The sequence below is a fragment of the Cellulomonas biazotea genome (genome assembly GCF_004306155.1).
GTDB lineage: Bacteria > Actinomycetota > Actinomycetes > Actinomycetales > Cellulomonadaceae > Cellulomonas > Cellulomonas biazotea.
The window spans coordinates 1-18,308 of the sequence record NZ_BIMR01000268.1 but is presented as its reverse complement, the minus strand read 5'-3'; the positions used below and the strand labels follow the sequence as shown (position 1 = coordinate 18,308).

Genomic DNA, 18,308 nt, shown 5'->3' with positions numbered 1-18,308 from the left:
GGGGGGGGGGGGGCGGCCTCCGTCGGTCGTGCGTGACCCGGGTCAGACGCTGCCGCCGCCGCGCGGCGGGTTGGTCGCCTCGAACTCGCCCTTCGTGCGCTGCTCCTGCTGCTCGAACTCGTCGAGGTTCCGGCCGTGCGCGACCGCGTCGGCCCGCGCGTCGGCCTGCCGCAGCGCGGCCTCGGCCTCCTCGATGAGCCGGTCGCGCTCCTCACGCCGCACCTTCTGCTCGGCCGGGTTCGGCACGGGCACCGCGGCGAGCAGGCGCTTGGTGTAGTCCTGCTGCGGGTTGCCCAGGATCGCGTCGCGCTCCCCGACCTCGACGAGCAGGCCCTTGTTCATGACGGCGATGCGCCGCGACAGGATCTCGACGACCGCGAGGTCGTGGCTGATGAACAGGCACGCGAAGCCGTACTCGCGCTGCAGCTCCTGGAACAGCTCGAGGACGCGGGCCTGCACGGACACGTCGAGGGCCGAGGTCGGCTCGTCGGCGATGAGCAGCTTGGGGCTGAGCGCGAGGGCCCGGGCGATGCCGACGCGCTGGCGCTGGCCGCCGGACAGCTCGTGCGGGTACCGGTTGCGCATCGAGCGCTGCAGGTGCACGCGGTCGAGCAGGTCCTCGACGCGCTTGCTCAGCTCGGCGCCCTTGGCGATGCCGTGCAGCTTGAGCGGCTCGCCGATGGACTCGCCGATGGGCAGGCGCGGGTTCAGCGAGGAGCCCGGGTCCTGGAACACGATCGAGACATCCTGGCGGACCTCGCGCAGCGCCTTGGGCTTGATCCCGGCGAGCTCGACGCCGTTGACCTTGAGCGACCCGCCCGCGACGGGCAGCAGGCCGACCGCGGCGCGGCCGACGGTCGTCTTGCCCGAGCCGGACTCGCCGACGAGGCCGACGACCTCGCCGCGCGCGATGCTCAGGTCGACACCGTTGATCGCACGGAACGCCGGGATGCGTCCGCGCGACGGGTACTCGATGACGAGGTCCTTCGCCTCGAGCGCGAACCCGGTGCCCGTGGCGGCGGGGGCGGGCGCGACGACGGGCGTCGCGGTGGTCGCCGACGTCTGCGTCGCACCGGCCGTGACGTCGTGCGTCGCGGCGGGGGCCTGGAACGTCGCGGAGCCGAGGTGCGGCACCGACTCCAGCAGCTGGATCGTGTACGGGTGCTCGGGCCGGTTGAAGATCGCGTCGGCTGAGCCGGACTCGACGATGCGGCCGTTCTTCATGACGAGGACCCGGTCGGACAGGTCCGCGACGACGCCCATGTCGTGCGTGATGAGCACGATGCCGGAGTCGATGCGGCTGCGCAGGTCGCGCATGAGCTTGAGGATCTCCGCCTGGACGGTGACGTCGAGGGCCGTCGTCGGCTCGTCCGCGATGAGGAGCTTCGGGTCGCACGCGAGGGCCTGCGCGATCATCGCGCGCTGCCGCTGCCCGCCGGAGAGCTGGTGCGGGTACTTGTCGACCGCGCTCGCCGGGTCGGGGATGTCGACGAGCTTGAGCAGCTCGATCGCCCGGACCCGCGCGGCCTTCGGGCCCAGGTCGAAGTGGACGCGCAGCGTCTCGATGATCTGGAACCCGACCGTGTAGACGGGGTTCAGGGCGGTCATCGGCTCCTGGAAGATGACCGCGACCTCCTTGCCGCGCACGGAGCTGAGCTGCTTGTGCGTGAGGCCGAGGAGCTCGCGACCGGCGAGCTTCGCGGAGCCGGTGGCGCGGCCGTTGGGCGGCAGCAGGCCGATGAGCGACATCGACGACTGCGTCTTGCCGGAGCCGGACTCGCCGACGATGGCGAGGACCTCTCCGGGGCGCACGTCGTACGACACGTCGATCGCGGCGGGGTACCACGAGCCGTCGACGAAGAACTCGACGGCCAGGTCACGGACCTCGAGGATGGGCGTCTTGCCGACCGGCGGCTGGGCCGGGACGGACGCGAGGGTCTCGGTGCTCACGGTTCGAGCAGTTCCTTCCGTGCGGGGAGGTCCGTGCCGGTCGCGCGGTGGCGCGCAGCCGGACGGGGGCCGTCTGGGACGATGACCGCATGGTGGCGGACGTCGTGGTGTTCCGGCCGGGGTTCGGCCGAGGGCTTGCTGTGGGTGTGGTCGTGCTGTGCGTCGTGGGCGCCGTGACGGGGCTGGTGAGCGACGCCGCGACGACGCTGCCCTACCTGCCGCTGCTCGCCCTGGTCGCCGTCGGCGCGTGGGCCGCCTACTGGCGTCCCGCGGTGATCGTCACGCCCGCGGGCGTCGAGCTGCGCAACGTGCTGCGCACCGTCGAGATCCCGTGGCCCGCCGTGCAGGAGGTCGGCACGCAGTACGCGCTGACGCTGCGCACCCCGTACGGCTCCTACGCGGCGTGGGCCGCACCCGCACCGAGCGCCGTCCGGACCGGACGTGCCCAGGCCGGCGACGACCGGAACCTGCCGAGCAGCACCTACGGGTCGGGCGGGAGCGTGCGTCCGGGCGACCTGGCCCGGACCGACTCCGGTGACGCGGCCGCGCTCGTGCGACGCCGCTGGGAGGAGGCCCGTGACGCGGGCCTCCTGGACGACCCCCGCCTCGAGCACGAGCGCCCCCGGGTGCGCTGGCACACCGGCACGATCGCCGCGGTGGCGATCCTGCTGGTGGCGAGCGTCGGGGCGCTCGTGCTCTGAGCGGAGGGGCACGGGGATCAGGCCTCGGCGGTCGCCGCGGCCGGGACGCCGGACTTGCGCTGGGCGCGACGGTCGGCACGGGCCAGGGCCCGCCGCGTCGGGATCCGGCGCTGCCGGGGGTCGAACGCGTCGCGCAGGCCGTCACCGATGAAGTTGATCGACAGCGCGATCGTCACGATGAACAGGCCGGGCCACCAGAACAGCCACGGTCGCGTCGCGAACGCCGTCTGGTACTCGTTGATGAGGTTGCCCAGCGAGACGTCCGGGTAGGTGATGCCGAACCCGAGGTAGCTGAGCGCCGTCTCGAGCAGGATCGCCGCGGCCATGAGCAGCGTCGCGTTGACGATGATGACGCCGACCGCGTTCGGCAGGATGTGCTTGAACATGATCCGGCCGTTGCTGGCGCCCGCGACGCGGGCCGCGTCGACGAACTCCCGCTCGCGCAGCGACAGGAACTCGCCGCGGACCAGTCGCGCCATCGACGTCCACGTGACGGCCGCGAGGGCCAGGGCCAGGGTGATGGGGCTCGCCCCGCCGACCCAGGCACCGAGGATCGCGCCGACCATGATCACGGGGATGGTGATGACCATGTCCGTGAACCGCATGAGGAAGTTGTCGAGGCGCCCGCGGAAGAAGCCCGCGAACGCGCCGAGCGCGATGCCGATGGCGGACGCGAGCAGGCCGATGACGAACATGACGAGCAGCGACTGCTGCGTGCCGCGCATGACGAGCGCGAACACGTCCTTGCCGATGTTGTCCTGACCGAACGGGTGCTCCCCGATGGTGATGCCGCCGCTGAACGAGAGCGTCGGCGCGCCGCCGTCGTTGACGATCGGCGACAGGTCGTTCGGCGCCCACTTCCACCAGCCGGGGATGGGTCCCCAGCCGATCGAGGTGGACGCGAGCACGACGACCGCGAGCAGGACGGCCGCCGACGCCATGGCGCCGCGGTGCCGCAGGAACCGCCGCAGGACGATGCGTCCCTGCGAGAGGCCCTCGACCTCCTTGAGCTCGATGGCGTTCTCGACGGCGTCGTGGTGCTGGCCGTCGAGCTGCTGGGGCGAGATGGGGGTGGGGGTGGTCATGCGTTCACCCGGATCCTGGGGTCGAGGGCGGCGTAGACGAAGTCCACGACGATGTTGGCGAGCACGAGCAGCGTCCCGACGACCAGGAAGTACCCCATGATCGGGTCGGCGTCTCTCGCCCCCAGCGAGTGGATGAAGAGCGACCCCATGCCGCTCCACGAGAAGATGCGCTCGGTGATGATCGCGCCGCCGAACAGGGCGGCGATGTCGAGCGGGATGATCGTCGCGAGCGGGATGAGCGCGTTGCGGAACGCGTGCCGCACGGTGACGACCCGCTCGGGCAGGCCCTTGGCCCGCGCGGTGCGGATGTAGTCCTGGTTCATGACCTCGAGCAGGCTCGCCCGCGAGTACCGCGTGTACGACGCGAACGAGATGAGGATCAGCGCGATCGTCGGAAGGATCAGGTGCGTGAACCGGTCGAGCGTCTCGACCCAGTAGTCACCGTTCAGCCCGGGAGTCTGCGACCCGATGGTCGCGATCGGCCGCCCGTTGATGTAGCTGGAGTTCGTGTACGGCTTCCAGACGTCCATGACGCGGTCGACGTAGATCAGCCCGGCGACGACGAACGCCGTGATGGCGGCGTTGCGCATGGACTGGCCGTAGTCGGGGCCGCCGTACAGCCGCCCGACGAGCAGGCCGACGCCGACGGCGACGACCCCGAGGCCGAGCACCCACAGGCCGTTGAACCCGTCGATCACGAAGACGTACTTCAGCGGGAACCACAGGGCGACGCCGATCGCGACGACCGTCAGCGAGGAGAACAGCGCGCGGCGGTTCTGCAGGCCCGTCGTCATGGCCGTGAGGCCGACCGCGGCGGCGATGCCGAGCACCGCGATCCCGGCCATGCCGAGGCTGGGGTCGAGCAGCCAGCCGCTCGCGAGGACGCCCCACAGGACCAGCCCGGAGGCCAGCGCGGACATGCCGAACGTGACGAGGCGCCGTCGCAGGTCCCCGCCGACGAGGACCTGCCAGACCAAGCCGGACAGGATCGCGAGCAGCACGATCGTCGTGGTGCTCATCGTCGGGTCCGCGAGGAAGTCGTTGAAGCCGATGGCGCCCCACAGCTTGAGGAGCACCGCGACCCAGAAGGACGGCAGCGAGTACAGGACGAACGACATGAACGTCACCGAGTAGTCGAACCCGGTGTACTGGCGCAGCGCCGAGGCGATGCCGACCGTGATGCCGAGCGCCACGGCGATGACCGTGGCCCCGCCGACGAGCTGCACGGTGGACGGGATCGCGCTCGCGAGCAGGTCCGTGACCTGCTGCCCGGTGACCCAGCTCTCGCCGAGGGTGCCCCGGCCGATGAGGTACCCGAGGACGCCGGCGAGCCACTTGAAGTAGCGGATGACCGGCGGGGTGTCGAGGTCGAGGAGCCGGATGCGGGCCTCGATCAGCTGCTCCTTGTTGGGAGCGCTGCTGGCGTACAGGTCCTCGAGGGGGTCCAGCGCGTACGCGAGGAGCATGTAGACGATGAACGTCGCCCCGAGAAGGACGATCGCCGAGGACAGCAGACGGCGACCGATGAAGGTCAACGTCGGCGCGGAGGCGCTGAGGCGTCGGCGCCGGGGGGCCTGCGCGGCTGGTGCGGCTGTGGCCGTGACCGGTGCCGGCGCGAGGCTCTTCTCAGAGGTGACCATGGGGTCCTGACCTCGTTCGCGTGGGGATGGTGGCGAAGGACGATTCTACGAGGACCCGGCGGCAATGGCCGCGTCGCAGGTCCTACGTGCGTGTCCGCCCAGGTCAGCGTCGTGGTTTCGACCCTGGGCGAACGACGAGGGTGCCGCGGCCTTGACGACCGCGGCACCCCCTGTCGTGCGTGCTACAGCGAGCTCAGGATCAGCCCTCGGCGTCCTCGGTCGCGGCCGGCGTCGCCGTCGGCGCGTCGAGCGAGTCCTCGGCGCTGATCTCCCACTCCCAGTAGTTCCAGAAGATGGTCGGCGACAGCGGGATCGTCGACACACCCTGCAGGACGCTGCGGTGAGCCACCACACCGGGGAACTGGAAGATCGGCACACCGAACGCGTCGGCGTAGAGCTGCTTCTCGATGTTGGTCGTCAGCTCCTTCTCCTCGTCGCCCTCCGCCGTGGCCATGTCGACGTACCAGCCGTCGACGTCCGCGTTGGAGTAGCCACCGAAGTTGTTCAGACCGCCGGTGACGTAGTTGCCCTCGGAGTTGAGCGCGAAGGTGTTGGTCGACTGCCAGCCGAACAGCGACGCGTCGTAGGACGCCGTGTCGGACAGACGGGCACCCCACTGGTCGTCGCCCTCGTCGATGACGTTGAACCCGGCCTGCGCGGCCGAGGCGGCGATGAGCTGGTACTCGTTCGCGCGACGCACGTTCGACTTGCCGTAGAGGAAGCGGACGTTGACCGGCGTGGCGACGCCGGCCTCGGCGAGGAGCGCCGTGGCGCCCGCGATGTCGACGTCGGCGTACGCCTCGGAGCCGTTGTTGGCGATGACGTCGTCGTACGTCGGGGAGCCCGGGACCACCGTGAAGGAGTCACGCGTGGTGGCGTCCTCCTGCAGCGGCTTGATGAGCTTCTCGATGATCTCCTGGCGCGGGACCGTCTTGAGGAACGCCTCGCGGACCTTGCGGGCCTTCTCGGCGTCGCCGCCGTAGGTCGCCGGGTCGAACGGGCCACCGTTGTTCATGATGGTGTCGACGTGCTCGAACGTGCCCTCGGGCGCGGTCGTGTACTCGACGCCGGCGCCGGTCAGGCCCTCGAGCGTCTTGATGACGTCGACGGACGACTGCGGCTGGATGAGGTCGACCTCACCGTTCTGCAGGGCCGTGACGGACGCCAGCGGGTCCTCGGTGTAGCGGATCGTGATCGAGGAGACCTTGGGCTTCGGGCCCCAGGTGTAGTCGTCGCGCGCCGTCAGCGTCATGTACTGGTTCTCGACGTACTCCGACATGACGTACGCGGAGGACGAGAGGTACAGCGACGGGTCGTCGGGCAGCGACGTGAAGTCGAAGCCGGAGTTCCAGACCTTGGCGATCTTGGACAGGTCCTCGGAGTTGTTGTCCGTGAACGCGTCGATGATGGCCTGCTTGCCCTCCTCGGCGTCCTCGATGCCGAGGGCGAGCTTCGCGACCGCGTGCGCGGCGAGCGGCGAGGGCTGGAAGGAGACCTCCCAGTCGGAGCGGGGCTCCGAGTAGACGAGGGTGACCGAGCGGCCGTCGTCGGAGATCTCCGGCGCCTCGTTGATCAGGGTCATCGCGACGGAGGAGCCGTCGAAGTAGACGCCGGCGTCGATGGCGTCCTGGTTGGTGACGTTCCCCTCCTCGTCGTACTCCGGCTGGACGTTGTCGAAGTCGTCGTCCTGCGGGCCCCAGTACAGGAGGAGGTCGGCGGCGTCGACGGCGGTGCCGTCGGACCACTTCACGCCCTCGTTGATCGTGTACTTCACGGTCAGCGGGTCGTCGGAGACCTTCTCGTACGTGCCGAGGTCCTCGTTCTTCACGAGGTTCAGGTCGCCGTCGTAGTAGTTGAACTGCCCGTTCGTCAGGTACAGGACGTTCGCGTTGGTCGTCGCGTTGCCGACCGACGTGAGGTTGTTCTGCGAGTAGAACGGCTGGTTCCAGCCGACGCTGACCGAGGTGTCCTCCTCGATCTCCGAGCCCGTCTCAGGTCCGGAGCACGCTCCGAGCACCAGGGCGCCCACGGCCACCGGGGCCGCGATGGCGCTGATTCGCCTGATCTTCAATGTTCCTCCTGGGAAGGGGAGGACGTGCGGCGCCGACGTCGCGCGCTGTTTCACCGCGCATTCGACAGCAGGCAGGTACACGTCCGCCGTGAGTTGGGCACACGCTAGTCAAGCAGCGTCGGACATATCGGGCACGCCGGGTGGCACGGGCCGATCGTTACCTGATTGATACTGGTTGGTAGTGTCCACGATACGAGACAGGTGGCCTGGGGAAACATCGCAGAAACATGTCCGATCCGGTGACGTCAGGCCCCTGAACGGGCAATTCGCACGCGGTGTCGACCGGACTCTGGTATGGACACGTCCGCGGACGTGCTACGGGAGCGGTACCACCGCCGGACGGCGGCCGTACCCCAGGATTCACCCATGGACGCCACCAGAACCCTGCACCGGCTCGGCCGCACGCGGGCCTTCGCCCGCCTCGGACGCGCCGCCTCCCGGCTCGACCGCCGCATCCAGCGCGCGACGCACGGACGCTGGAGCGTCCTCGGCCGCCCCCGCCTCCCCCAGCTCGTCCTCACCACCACCGGCCACCGCAGCGGTCAGCCGCGCGACGCCGTCCTCGTGTGCGCGCGCGACGGCGACCGCTGGGTCGTCATCGGCTCCAACTGGGGGCAGCAGCACCACCCCGCGTGGTCCACCAACCTGCTGGCCGACCCGCACGCCCGCGTCGCGGTCGACGGGCGCACGGTCGACGTCGTCGCGCACCTCGCCACCGACGACGAGCGCACCCGCCTCCTGCCCGCCCTGCTCGCCGTGTGGCCCGGCTACGACGACTACGCCGCCCGCACCGACCGCGACCTGCGCGTCTTCGTCCTCACGCCGGCACCCGCCTGAGCGGCGCGCGCAGTCGGTCAGGATCGAAGAAGCGCGGGCGACCCGCGGGTTCCTAGCATCGGCGTGACGGACCGACGCACCACGACCCGGAGGACGACGTGAACGCCACCAGCAGCGACGAGCAGGGCCAGAGCTTCACCGCCGAGGAACGCGCCGCGATGAAGGAGCGCGCCCAGGAGGTCCGGACCGCGAAGACGCGCGCCGGCAAGGCGGACCCGCTCGCCGACCTGCTCGCGAAGATCGCCGAGATGCCCGACGCCGACCGTGCGATCGCCGAGAAGGTGCACGAGATCGTCACCGAGGCCGCGCCCGGCCTCACCCCGAAGACCTGGTACGGCCAGCCCGCCTACGCGAAGGACGGCAAGGTCGTCGTCTTCTTCCAGGCCTCCGCGAAGTTCAAGACCCGGTACTCCACCCTCGGCTTCAACGAGGACGCCGCGCTGGACGACGGCGAGATCTGGCCCACCGCGTTCGCGGTCACGAAGGTGACACCCTCCGTCGAGGCGCAGATCCGCGACCTCGTCGTCCGCGCCGCCGGCTGACGCGCCAGGCCGCGTCCCGTGCGCGACCATGGCGCCATGCCGCGCTACGGGATCGACGCCCCGACCCTGCTCTGGCTCGTCGACCAGGACCGTCCGCCCGCGCCCGACGTCCAGCTCGTCGCGCCGAAGTCGGTCCTCGTCGACGGCCTGGAGCTGCTGCTCGACGCCGTGCGTGCGGGGCGGCGCGACCGGGACGACGCCCTGCACGCGCACACGCGCATGACCGAGACGCGCATCCGCCTGCTCGGCGACCGCGTCTCGCGGCGGCGCGCGTGGGACCTGGCCCTGGAGCACGGCTGGCCCGGCGTGCGCACCGCCGAGTACGTCGCGGTCGCGCTGCTGCAGGCCGACGCCCTCGTCGCGGGCGACGCCGACCTGCGCACCGCCGCCACGGGCCTCGTCCCCCTCGCGCAGCCCACCGACCTGGTCACGGGCTGACCACGTCAGACGTTGAAGCGGAACTCCACGAGGTCGCGACGGCGATCAACCGGTCTGGTCGTCGAGCGCGAGCGAGCCGCGCCAGGTCCGAAGGCACCGCTCGGTGCCCTCGGAGACTCCTGCCGACGTCAGGAGGGCCTCCAGGTCCACGCTCGCGAGCGCGTCCCGGAACGCCAGCTCGGTGGTCGATCCCCTGCGAGCGAGGATCGCCTCGCGCACGGGCTCGTCGTTCTCCCGTCCGGTCGCCGCGGCGAGCGCGTCGGCGCGACGCACCGTCTCCAGGTAGTCGTGCACGATCGCTTCGGGCTCCACCCCGACAAGGCTGAGCAGGAGCATCGCGACCATGCCGGTGCGATCGCGTCCCGACATGCAGTGGAAGAGAACGCCACCCTCGCCGGCCTGCGCCACGGCTTCGAGGGCGGCACCGGCACGCTCGGGCATCGCGACCAGGTGGGGCAGGAAGTAGGCGGCCGTGCCCCACAGCCCACTCTCCGCGTAGTCCCGCCAGAAGTCGACGTTCTCCAGCCCGTCCAGATCGACGTGCGCCGTGACCACCCAGTCAGGCCGGGGTCGCTGGTCCCGTTCCCGTTCGGCGGTCTGCCGAAGATCGGCGACGGTGCGGATGCCCAGTCGGAAGAGCTCGTCCCAACCGCGGGCCGTGAGTGCGTCGACGTTCTCGGAGCGGAAGAAGACCCCTTGCGGAGTCGTGCCGCCCGCGAGCAGCGGAAGCCCACCGAGGTCCCGCGCGTTGACGAGGCCGTCGACCACGAGAGCTCGCACGGGCGACAAGGTACGACTAGCGGCGCCCCTCACGCGAGGGCGCCTCGACGAGCGACCCGCCTGCGAGCGGAACTCACCACCGTCTGTCGGCGATCACCCTGTCCGTCAGATCACGGCTGCCGACCCGCGGACCGCGGATCAGTCGGCCGGCGCGAGCTCGGCAGGCAGCGGGACCCCGAGCAGCGCGAACAGCGTCGTGACCGTCTCCTCGACGAACAGGTCGACGGCCGACTCGATGCCCTCGCGAGCCAGGAGCGGCTCGACCTCCTCGGGCTCGACGACCGTGCCGACCGCGGTCAGCGCCCATGTGGCCAGCCCCCTGGCCTCGGCGACCACGTCGACGGGCGCGCTGGCTCCGGGGTCGTCGAAATAGTCGCGCGGCTGGTAGCCGAGGTACACGAGGCCGGTCCCCGGTCCTGCCGGGGCGTAGCGGACGACCGCGATGTCGCTGTCGTGGATCTCCAGGCTGAGCCACGTCGGTGCGGTCGCCTCGTCGGACCATCGCCCGTCGCTGAACAGGTCGACGCTGAACCGGCCCATCGCCACCCACCTCTCGACTGGTCTTCGGCGTCGGTACGGCCGTGGCCGTCCCGGCGTCCGCACGGACCTTCGTCCGATCCGTCGAGAGCCTATGGCGGGTGGAGGGTCCGAGCCGGGCTCGGCCCCAGTCTTCCCTCGTCTGCCATCACCGTCGACGCCGAGCCGGCGGACGACTGCCAGGTCACACGTTGAAGCGGAACTCCACGACGTCGCCGTCGGCCATGACGTAGTCCTTGCCCTCGATGCGGGCCTTGCCGGCGGCACGCGCGGCGGCGACCGACCCGGCGGCGACGAGGTCGTCGAACGAGATGACCTCGGCCTTGATGAAGCCCTTCTGGAAGTCCGTGTGGATGACACCCGCGGCCTGCGGGGCGGTCCAGCCCTGCCGGATCGTCCAGGCGCGCGCCTCCTTCGGGCCCGCCGTGAGGTACGACTGGAGGCCCAGGGTGTGGAAGCCGACGCGGGCGAGCTGGTCGAGGCCCGCCTCCTCCTGGCCGTTCTCGGCGAGCATCTCGGCGGCCTCGTCGGGCTCGAGCTCGACGAGCTCGGACTCGAACTTCGCGTCGAGGAAGATCGCGTCGGCGGGCGCGACGAGCGCGCGCAGCTCGTCCTGCATCGCGGTGTCGGCGAGCCCGGCGTCGTCGGTGTTGAACACGTAGATGAACGGCTTGGCCGTCATGAGCTGCAGCTGGGCGACGTGCTCGTCGGCGGCCAGACCGGCGGCGAACAGGGTCTGGCCCTTCTGCAGGACCTCCTGCGCGGACACCGCGGCGGCCAGCAGCGCGGGCTCGGCCTTCTTGCCCTTGACCTCCTTCTCGAGGCGCGGGATCGCCTTCTCGAGGGTCTGGAGGTCGGCGAGGATCAGCTCGGTGCTGATGATCTCGATGTCGTCCTTCGGGTTCACCTCGCCCGAGACGTGCACGACGTCCGGGTCGGCGAACGCGCGCGTGACCTGGCAGATCGCGTCGGCCTCGCGGATGTTCGCGAGGAACTTGTTGCCGAGGCCCTCGCCCTCGCTCGCGCCCTTGACGATGCCGGCGATGTCCACGAACGACACCGTCGCGGGCAGGATGCGCTCCGAGCCGAACAGGTCGGCGAGCACGGCGAGCCGCGGGTCCGGCAGCGGCACGACGCCGACGTTCGGCTCGATCGTCGCGAACGGGTAGTTCGCGGCGAGGACCTGCGCACGGGTCAGCGCGTTGAAGAGGGTGGACTTGCCGACGTTGGGCAGGCCGACGATGCCGATGGTGAGTGCCACGGGCGGCAAGTCTACGGGCGGGCCGGCCGTCGGTCGGCCCGCGGGCGGCGGATCAGGCGAACGAGACGAGCTGGCGCAGCAGCTCGGTCTGCCGGCGCTCCAGCACCCGACCCCCCACACGCACCCCGACGACGAGCGCGACCGCCCCCAGGACGAGCCCGACGACGAGCGTGAGGACGCCGAGCCACGCGATCCCCTGCCGGACCGCGACGAACGCGAGCACGGCCTCCGGCAGGCACGCCACCGCGACGACCAGCGAGCCGCCGAGCTGCGACACGACCGCGGTCGTCCCGCCGTTCGACTTCGTCTGGAACGGGTTCTCGCCCGCCTTCTGCACGGGGTACACGACGAGCGCCGACGCGATGCTCGACGCCCCCCACGACGTCAGCAGGACGCCGAAGGACACGCCGACCAGGGCGGGCACGTCCTGCGGCCTGCCGAGGGCCAGCGCCGGGACGACCGCGCACGCCAGCACGACCGGGACCCCGAGCAGCGCCGCGGACAGCACCCGGCCCAGTCGGTCGACCGAGCCGCGCAGCGGGGCCGCGACGTGCGTCCAGAAGCTGCTGCCGTCGTAGGCGACGTCGGCGGAGATGCCCCAGCCCATGAAGTACGCCGCGACCGGGCCGAGGACGAGCAGCAGGTCGCCGCCCGGCGACACGAACCACAGGAAGATCGGCACGACCGGCAGGAACACGAGCGACGCGGCGTACCGCGGGTCGCGCACCCAGTACGTCAGGCAGCGCGCCGTGACCGCACCGAGCGGCGTCGCGGGCAGGCGGCCGAACCAGCCGAGGTCGCGGCCCGTCCCGCCGGCGCGCTCCTGGATCGGGTTGACCAGGCTGTGCGCCAGGCTGCGGTCCCACACGACGGCGAGCACGAGCAGCGTCAGGGCGGCGACCGCGAGGCGGCCGAGCGCGACCAGCCACTCGCCGTCCGCGACGGCCACGGGCACGCCCCAGGTGGCACCGAGCGGCGACCACGCGAGCGCCGCGACGAGGCCGTCGAACCGCGCCCCCTCGAACGCACCCTCCAGGCTCGACAGGATCGGCCCGATGAGGAAGATCGGCACGAGCGCGAGGATCGCGAGCAGCTCCCGCACCCGGCGACGCGCGACGAGCGGTGCGACCAGCGTCGTCGTCGCACGGCTCCCGACGACCGCCGTCAGCAGGAACAGGACCGCGGCGGGGATCGCCGCGACCAGCGCCGCGGGGTCCCGCCACCACGCCGCGACCGTGCCCAGCGAGACCAGCGACGTCATGACGCCGGGGATGCCGACGAGCCCGCCCACGGCGAGACCGACGACGAGCTGGCGGCGCGGGATCGGGAACGTCGTGAAGCGGCCCGGGTCGACCGTCGAGTCGACGCCGAACGCGAGCAGCGGGACGACCCACCAGCCGAGCATGACCACCGAGCCGGCGAGGACGACGACCGTCGGCAGCAGGTCCGGGCGCGCGACGGACAGCGTGACGACGCCGGCCACCGCGAGGACGGCGACGAACAGCCCGTACAGCAGGCCGATGACGAGGCCGACGACCTGCCAGACGCTGCGCTTGAGCCCGTTGCGCAGCAGCGTGAGCTTCAGTCGGACGAGGTGCGCAACCACGCGAGCCCCTCCCCGCTGACGCGCCCGCCGACGAGGTCGACGAACCGGTCCTCCAGGCTCGCGTCGCCGCGCACCTCGTCGACCGTGCCCGCGGCCAGCACGTGGCCGCCCGCGATGATCGCGACGTGGTCGCACATGCGCTGCACGAGGTCCATGACGTGCGACGACACGATGACCGTGCCGCCCGAGCGCACGTAGGACGCGAGGATGTCGCGGATGTTCGCCGCCGACACCGGGTCGACGGCCTCGAACGGCTCGTCGAGGACCAGCAGGCGCGGCACGTGCACGAGCGCGCACGCCAGCGCGACCTTCTTGGTCATGCCCGCGGAGTAGTCGACGACGAGCGTGCCCTTGTCGGCCGTGAGGTCCATCGCCGTCAGCAGGTCGCGCGTCCGCTCGGCAGTCGTGTCCCGGTCGAGGCCGTGCAGCAGGCCCGCATAGGTGATGAGCTGCTCGCCCGTGAGCCGGTCGAAGAGCTTCACGCCGTCCGGCAGGACGCCGAGCATCGCCTTGACCTGCAGCGGCGACGCCCACAGGTCCTGGCCGTGGACGTGCACCGTGCCCGCGTCGGGCTGCAGCAGGCCCGTGGACATCGAGAGCGTGGTCGTCTTGCCCGCGCCGTTGGGGCCGACGAGCCCGTAGAACGAGCCGGCCGGTACGTCGAGGTCGATGCCCGCGACGGCGACCTTCTGGCCGAAGCGGCGCCACAGGCCGCGCACGGACAGGGCCGGCGCGCTGCCGGCGGTGGCGGCGTGTCCGGCGACGACCGGTGACGGGTCCGGCACAGGTTCGGTCGTGGGCGGGACCACGGGGCCGGTCGCGGGTCCCGGACCGGGGTCGGACAGGGGCGTGTCGACGTCCTCGGGCGGCATCGGATCAGCATAGGTGCACGTCACGCGCCTCGCTGGCGCCCGGTGCTGTTCCCGTCGTCGTCCCCGACGTTGTGGGTGCCGCCTGAGAGGGTGCGTCCATGTCGATCTCGTCGCTGCTGCTGGGCCTCCTCCTGGGACTCGTCGTGGGCGCGACGCTCGCGTGGGTGCTCGGGTCGTCGGCGGCCACGCGCCGCACGTCCGCGCGCCTGCACGCGGCCGAGGTCGAGGCGGCACGGGCGCGGGCGGTCCTCGACGCGGAGCGCGCGACCACGACGGCCCGGCTCGAGGCCGCGCAGGCGGACTCGGAGCGGCTCGCCGACCAGTTCCGCGCGCTCGCGGCCGACGCCCTCGCGACGAGCACCGACCAGTTCCTCGCGCTCGCGCACCAGCGGTTCGCCGCCGACCACCAGACGCAGGTCGGCGAGCTCGCGCAGCGCGAGCAGGCCGTCCGCGCGCTCGTCGAACCGCTGTCCCGCACGCTCGACCACGTCCGCACCGAGCTCGCGGAGGCCGAGAAGGCGCGCGCGGAGGGCAACGCGGCGCTGGGCGAGCAGGTGCGCGCCATGCGCGCGGCCTCCGACCAGCTCCGGGGAGAGACGGCCCAGCTCGTCACGGCCCTGCGCTCGTCGCAGGTGCGCGGCCGGTGGGGCGAGGTGCAGCTGCGCCGGGTCGTCGAGGCCGCAGGGATGCTCGCGCACGTCGACTTCGTCGAGCAGGAGCAGGTGCGCACCGACGACGGGCTGCTGCGGCCCGACATGGTGGTCCGGCTCGCGGGCGGCAAGCACGTCGTCGTCGACGCGAAGGTCGCGTTCCTCGGCTTCCTCGAGGCGACGCAGACCGACGACGAGACCGTCCGGGCCCAGCGGCTCGCGGCGCACGCGCGGCACGTCCGCAAGCACGTCGACGACCTCGCCTCGAAGCGCTACTGGGACCAGTTCGCGCCCGCGCCCGAGTTCGTCGTCATGTTCGTGCCCGCGGAGTCGTTCCTGCACGCCGCCGCCGAGCAGGACCCGACGCTCGTCGAGTACGCGTTCGAGCAGAACGTCGTCCTCGCGACGCCCGTGACGCTGCTGACGCTGCTGCGGACCGTCGCGTACGCGTGGCGGCAGGACGCGCTCGCGAGCAACGCGCAGGCCGTGCTCTCGCTCGGCAAGGAGCTGCACGGGCGCCTCGCGACGATGGGCGCGCACCTGACGCGACTCGGCCGCGCGATCGACTCCGCCGCGGGCGCCTACAACCAGGCGGTCGGCTCGCTCGAGACGCGGGTCCTGGTGAGCGCGCGACGGTTCGCCGACCTGCACGTCGTCGACGGCGACCTGCCGACGCCGACGCCGGTCAACCCGCAGCTCTCGGTCGTGAGCGCGCCCGAGCTCGTCGCCTCCGCCGAGGAGCAGATCGTGGCCCTCGACGACCGCGTCCTCGGGGACGGGGTCGCGCGCCGTGACGCGCAGGCGCTCGACGCCGAGGTCCCGCGTCCCGACGACCGTCGCGCCGCGGGCGAGGGGCCGACGAGCGCCTGACGGACGCGGCGGTCGCGCGACGACGAGCGCCCGGCCGGAGGGGTGGTCGCCCGGCGGCGCCCGACCGGAGGGTGGTCGCTCGGCGGCGCCCGACCGGAGGGTGGTCGCCCGACGACGCCCGTGCGGCGGACCGGTCAGTCGCCGGGCGACTCGGGTCCTGGTCCGGGTCTCGGTCCCGCGGGCTCGTCCGGTCGTCGACGCGTTCCGCGCGTGGACCGACGCCCCGCGTCGGACCGCGACCGGCGGTCCAGCAGCGAGCTGACCTCGCCCGTGACGTGCGCCGTCACGTGCTGCGTGAGCCGCACCCGCGCCTCGAGCCGCTGCGCGCGCAGCAGCTCGTGGTGCTCCCGGCCGAGCGCGCGCGCGAGGGACACCACCATGCCGATCATCACCAGGGAGAACGGCAGGGCGATGAGGATCGCGGCCGTCTGCAGGGCGACCAGTCCCCCGGCGAGCAGCAGCGCGATCGCGAGCAGGCCCCCGAGCGTCGCCCAGATCACCCGGACCGGGCGGCTCGGGTCGGGGTTGCCGCCGGACGAGAGCATCGCGACGACGAGGGATCCGGAGTCGGCCGACGTGATGAAGAAGAGCCCGATCAGGACGATCGCCAGCACCGACAGCACCGACCCCCACGGCAGGCCGGCGAGCATGTCGAACAGCGCGTTCTCGGCGACGACGGTGCCGTCCTGCGCGACCAGGCCGCCGGCGCCGAAGATCTCGCGGTGGATGGCCGTGCCGCCGAGCACCGCGAACCACAGGAACGTCACGAGCGTCGGCACGAGCAGCACCCCGCCGACGAACTCCCGCACGGTCCGCCCGCGGGAGATGCGGGCGATGAACACGCCCACGAACGGCGCCCACGACATCCACCAGCCCCAGTAGAACGTCGTCCACGCCGCCTGCCACGCCTCGCCCTCGGGGCCCGCGTAGGCGCTCACGTTGAACGTGAGCGACAGGACCGACGACAGGTACACGCCGATCGACTGCACGAAGTCGCGCAGCAGGAACAACGTGGGCCCGAGCACGAGGACGGCGGCCAGGAGCACCCCGGCGAGGCCGACGTTGATGTTCGACAGCCACTTGAGGCCGCGGTCCAGCCCGCTCACGACCGACCACGTCGCGACCGCCGTGATGACCACGATGAGCACGACCTGCGTCGTCCGGCCCGACGAGGCGACGCCGAGGTGCCGCAGGCCCGCGGAGATCTGCAGGACGCCGAGCCCGAGCGACGTCGCCACCCCGAACATCGTGCCGACGACGGCCGTGACGTCGATCGCGTCGCCCAGGGTGCCGCGGACGCGGTCCCCGAGCAGCGGCTCGAGCGCCCAGCGGATGGACACCGGGCGGCCGCGCCGGTGCACGGCCCACGCGACGGCCAGGCCGACCATGACGTAGATCGCCCAGGCGTGGACCCCCCAGTGCAGGTACGTCTGCGCGAGCGCCGACTGCGCGAGCTGCGCGGGCGTCCCGGTCACGCCCGGCTTGGGGTCCGCGAAGTGGCTCAAGGGCTCGGCGACGCCGTAGAAGACCAGGCCGATGCCCATGCCGGCGGCGAACAGCATCGCGAACCAGGTCCGCAGGCCGAACTCCGGCTCGTCGTCGTCCGCGCCGAGCGTGAGGTCGCCCCAGCGGCCGAGCCCGAGCCACAGGGCGAACGCGACGAACCCCGCGACCAGCAGGACGTAGTACCAGCCGAAGACGCCGACGACGTTCTCCTGGAGCGCCCCGACCAGGTCCTCGGCGGCGGCCGGGAAGGCGATCGCGAGGCCGGCCACGAGGACCACCACCGCGAGCGCGGGCCAGAAGACGCGGCGCTGGATGCCGGCCAGACCTCGGCCGTACGTGGGCGCGACGGGATGGGGCGGCGGGCTCGCAGAGGGCATCGTTCCACCCTCGCACACGCTCGCCCGGCCTTCCCGGCCGGGCGCTGCCCGGCCTGGGCAGGCCCGAGATCCGTCAGGCGGTCTGGACGTCCAGGGAGCGGCGGCCCTCGCGGCGCGGACGCTCGGGGGTGGCACCGGCGGCCTTGAGGTCGGCCCGGAGCTCGCGCGGCAGCGAGAACATGAGGTCCTCGGTCGCCGTGCGGACCTCCTCGACCTCGCCGAACCCGTGCCGGGCGAGCAGGTCGAGGACGTCGCGGACCAGGATCTCGGGCACCGAGGCACCGGAGGTGACGCCCACGGTCGTCGCGCCCTCCAGCCAGGCCGGGTCGATCTCGGCGGCCTTGTCCACCCGGTACGACGTGCGGGCGCCCGCGTCGAGGGCGACCTCGACGAGCCGCACCGAGTTCGAGGAGTTCGCGGAGCCGACCGTGATGACGACGTCGCAGCGCGGCGCGAGCTTCTTCACGGCGACCTGGCGGTTCTGCGTGGCGTAGCAGATGTCGTCGCTCGGCGGGTCCTGCAGGTGCGGGAACCGCTCGCGCAGCCGCCGGACCGTCTCCATCGTCTCGTCGACCGACAGCGTGG

Annotated in this window: 15 protein-coding genes and 1 pseudogene; 5 read left to right on the top strand and 11 right to left on the bottom strand. The window is 72.0% G+C overall.

What is annotated here, in order from left to right:
* Positions 1-42 precede the first annotated feature (42 nt).
* Positions 43-1,950 (bottom strand): ABC transporter ATP-binding protein, encoded by a 1,908-nt coding sequence (locus CBZ_RS15995; RefSeq protein WP_246013489.1) that lies wholly within the window; start codon positions 1,948-1,950, stop codon positions 43-45.
* An 89-nt stretch (positions 1,951-2,039) separates the two neighbouring features.
* On the opposite strand from CBZ_RS15995, the gene CBZ_RS15990 reads away from it, so the two are divergent.
* Positions 2,040-2,651 (top strand): PH domain-containing protein, encoded by a 612-nt coding sequence (locus CBZ_RS15990; protein WP_130782488.1) that lies wholly within the window; start codon positions 2,040-2,042, stop codon positions 2,649-2,651.
* 17 nt (positions 2,652-2,668) lie between these two features.
* Here the strand turns inward: CBZ_RS15990 and CBZ_RS15985 are convergent, their stop codons facing one another.
* The 3 genes from CBZ_RS15985 to CBZ_RS15975 all read right to left on the bottom strand — a co-directional run bounded on the left by CBZ_RS15985 (position 2,669) and on the right by CBZ_RS15975 (position 7,447).
* Positions 2,669-3,736, bottom strand: coding sequence for an ABC transporter permease (locus CBZ_RS15985; RefSeq protein WP_130782487.1), 1,068 nt, complete (start codon positions 3,734-3,736; stop codon positions 2,669-2,671).
* Positions 3,733-5,376, bottom strand: coding sequence for an ABC transporter permease (locus tag CBZ_RS15980; RefSeq protein WP_174768691.1), 1,644 nt, complete (start codon positions 5,374-5,376; stop codon positions 3,733-3,735). Before CBZ_RS15980 ends, CBZ_RS15985 begins: the two co-directional genes overlap by 4 nt.
* 199 nt (positions 5,377-5,575) lie before the next feature.
* Positions 5,576-7,447: an ABC transporter family substrate-binding protein gene (locus tag CBZ_RS15975; protein ID WP_130782485.1), complete on the bottom strand. Its 1,872-nt coding sequence runs from the start codon at positions 7,445-7,447 to the stop codon at positions 5,576-5,578.
* Positions 7,448-7,813: 366 nt separating this feature from the next.
* On the opposite strand from CBZ_RS15975, the gene CBZ_RS15970 reads away from it, so the two are divergent.
* From CBZ_RS15970 to CBZ_RS15960, 3 genes are all read left to right on the top strand, one after another.
* Positions 7,814-8,284 carry a nitroreductase/quinone reductase family protein gene (locus tag CBZ_RS15970; RefSeq protein ID WP_130782484.1) on the top strand — a complete coding sequence of 157 codons (471 nt, stop codon included), beginning with the start codon at positions 7,814-7,816 and terminating at the stop codon, positions 8,282-8,284.
* A 158-nt stretch (positions 8,285-8,442) separates the two neighbouring features.
* Positions 8,443-8,826, top strand: a complete 384-nt coding sequence (locus tag CBZ_RS15965) for an iron chaperone (RefSeq protein WP_130782490.1) — start codon at positions 8,443-8,445, stop codon at positions 8,824-8,826.
* Positions 8,827-8,862: 36 nt separating this feature from the next.
* On the top strand, positions 8,863-9,264 hold the full coding sequence (locus CBZ_RS15960) for a PIN domain-containing protein (RefSeq protein WP_130782483.1): 402 nt from the start codon (positions 8,863-8,865) through the stop codon (positions 9,262-9,264).
* Positions 9,265-9,309: 45 nt separating this feature from the next.
* Here CBZ_RS15960 and CBZ_RS15955 read toward each other — a convergent pair whose 3' ends face one another.
* From CBZ_RS15955 to CBZ_RS15935, 5 genes are all read right to left on the bottom strand, one after another.
* On the bottom strand, positions 9,310-10,032 hold the full coding sequence (locus tag CBZ_RS15955; protein WP_246013487.1) for a tyrosine-protein phosphatase: 723 nt from the start codon (positions 10,030-10,032) through the stop codon (positions 9,310-9,312).
* 150 nt (positions 10,033-10,182) lie between these two features.
* Entirely contained in the window at positions 10,183-10,584 is a 402-nt protein-coding gene (locus CBZ_RS15950; RefSeq protein WP_130782481.1) for a hypothetical protein, read from the bottom strand.
* Positions 10,585-10,765: 181 nt separating this feature from the next.
* A complete protein-coding gene (gene ychF, locus CBZ_RS15945; protein WP_130782480.1) occupies positions 10,766-11,842 on the bottom strand; it encodes a redox-regulated ATPase YchF in 1,077 nt (358 codons plus the stop codon).
* 52 nt (positions 11,843-11,894) lie between these two features.
* Positions 11,895-13,448: a hypothetical protein gene (locus CBZ_RS15940; RefSeq protein WP_130782479.1), complete on the bottom strand. Its 1,554-nt coding sequence runs from the start codon at positions 13,446-13,448 to the stop codon at positions 11,895-11,897.
* The gene (locus CBZ_RS15935; RefSeq protein WP_246013485.1) at positions 13,424-14,320 is read right to left on the bottom strand and encodes an ABC transporter ATP-binding protein; all 897 of its coding nucleotides are present in this window, start codon (positions 14,318-14,320) and stop codon (positions 13,424-13,426) included. The genes CBZ_RS15940 and CBZ_RS15935 overlap by 25 nt, the downstream gene beginning before the upstream one ends.
* Before the next feature lie 98 nt (positions 14,321-14,418).
* Between CBZ_RS15935 and CBZ_RS15930 the strand changes: the two genes are divergently transcribed.
* Positions 14,419-15,840, top strand: a complete 1,422-nt coding sequence (locus CBZ_RS15930; RefSeq protein ID WP_130782478.1) for a DNA recombination protein RmuC — start codon at positions 14,419-14,421, stop codon at positions 15,838-15,840.
* A gap of 134 nt (positions 15,841-15,974) precedes the next feature.
* On the opposite strand, the gene CBZ_RS15925 is transcribed toward CBZ_RS15930, so the two are convergent.
* Both CBZ_RS15925 and CBZ_RS15920 read right to left on the bottom strand, forming a co-directional pair.
* Entirely contained in the window at positions 15,975-17,723 is a 1,749-nt protein-coding gene (locus CBZ_RS15925; protein ID WP_130782477.1) for a BCCT family transporter, read from the bottom strand.
* A 73-nt stretch (positions 17,724-17,796) separates the two neighbouring features.
* A pseudogene (locus tag CBZ_RS15920) lies at positions 17,797-18,308 on the bottom strand (4-hydroxy-3-methylbut-2-enyl diphosphate reductase); the annotation flags it as partial.

Excerpts from the sequence above, each read along its gene's own strand:
- CBZ_RS15990 (WP_130782488.1), top strand. The coding sequence starts at position 2,040 with ATGGTGGCGGACGTCGTGGTGTTCCGGCCGGGGTTCGGCCGAGGGCTT.
- CBZ_RS15980 (WP_174768691.1), bottom strand. The coding sequence starts at position 5,376 with ATGGTCACCTCTGAGAAGAGCCTCGCGCCGGCACCGGTCACGGCCACA.
- CBZ_RS15960 (WP_130782483.1), top strand. The coding sequence starts at position 8,863 with ATGCCGCGCTACGGGATCGACGCCCCGACCCTGCTCTGGCTCGTCGAC.
- CBZ_RS15985 (WP_130782487.1), bottom strand. The coding sequence starts at position 3,736 with ATGACCACCCCCACCCCCATCTCGCCCCAGCAGCTCGACGGCCAGCAC.
- CBZ_RS15925 (WP_130782477.1), bottom strand. The coding sequence starts at position 17,723 with ATGCCCTCTGCGAGCCCGCCGCCCCATCCCGTCGCGCCCACGTACGGC.
- CBZ_RS15930 (WP_130782478.1), top strand. The coding sequence starts at position 14,419 with ATGTCGATCTCGTCGCTGCTGCTGGGCCTCCTCCTGGGACTCGTCGTG.
- CBZ_RS15935 (WP_246013485.1), bottom strand. The coding sequence starts at position 14,320 with ATGCCGCCCGAGGACGTCGACACGCCCCTGTCCGACCCCGGTCCGGGA.
- CBZ_RS15970 (WP_130782484.1), top strand. The coding sequence starts at position 7,814 with ATGGACGCCACCAGAACCCTGCACCGGCTCGGCCGCACGCGGGCCTTC.
- CBZ_RS15965 (WP_130782490.1), top strand. The coding sequence starts at position 8,443 with ATGAAGGAGCGCGCCCAGGAGGTCCGGACCGCGAAGACGCGCGCCGGC.
- CBZ_RS15950 (WP_130782481.1), bottom strand. The coding sequence starts at position 10,584 with ATGGGCCGGTTCAGCGTCGACCTGTTCAGCGACGGGCGATGGTCCGAC.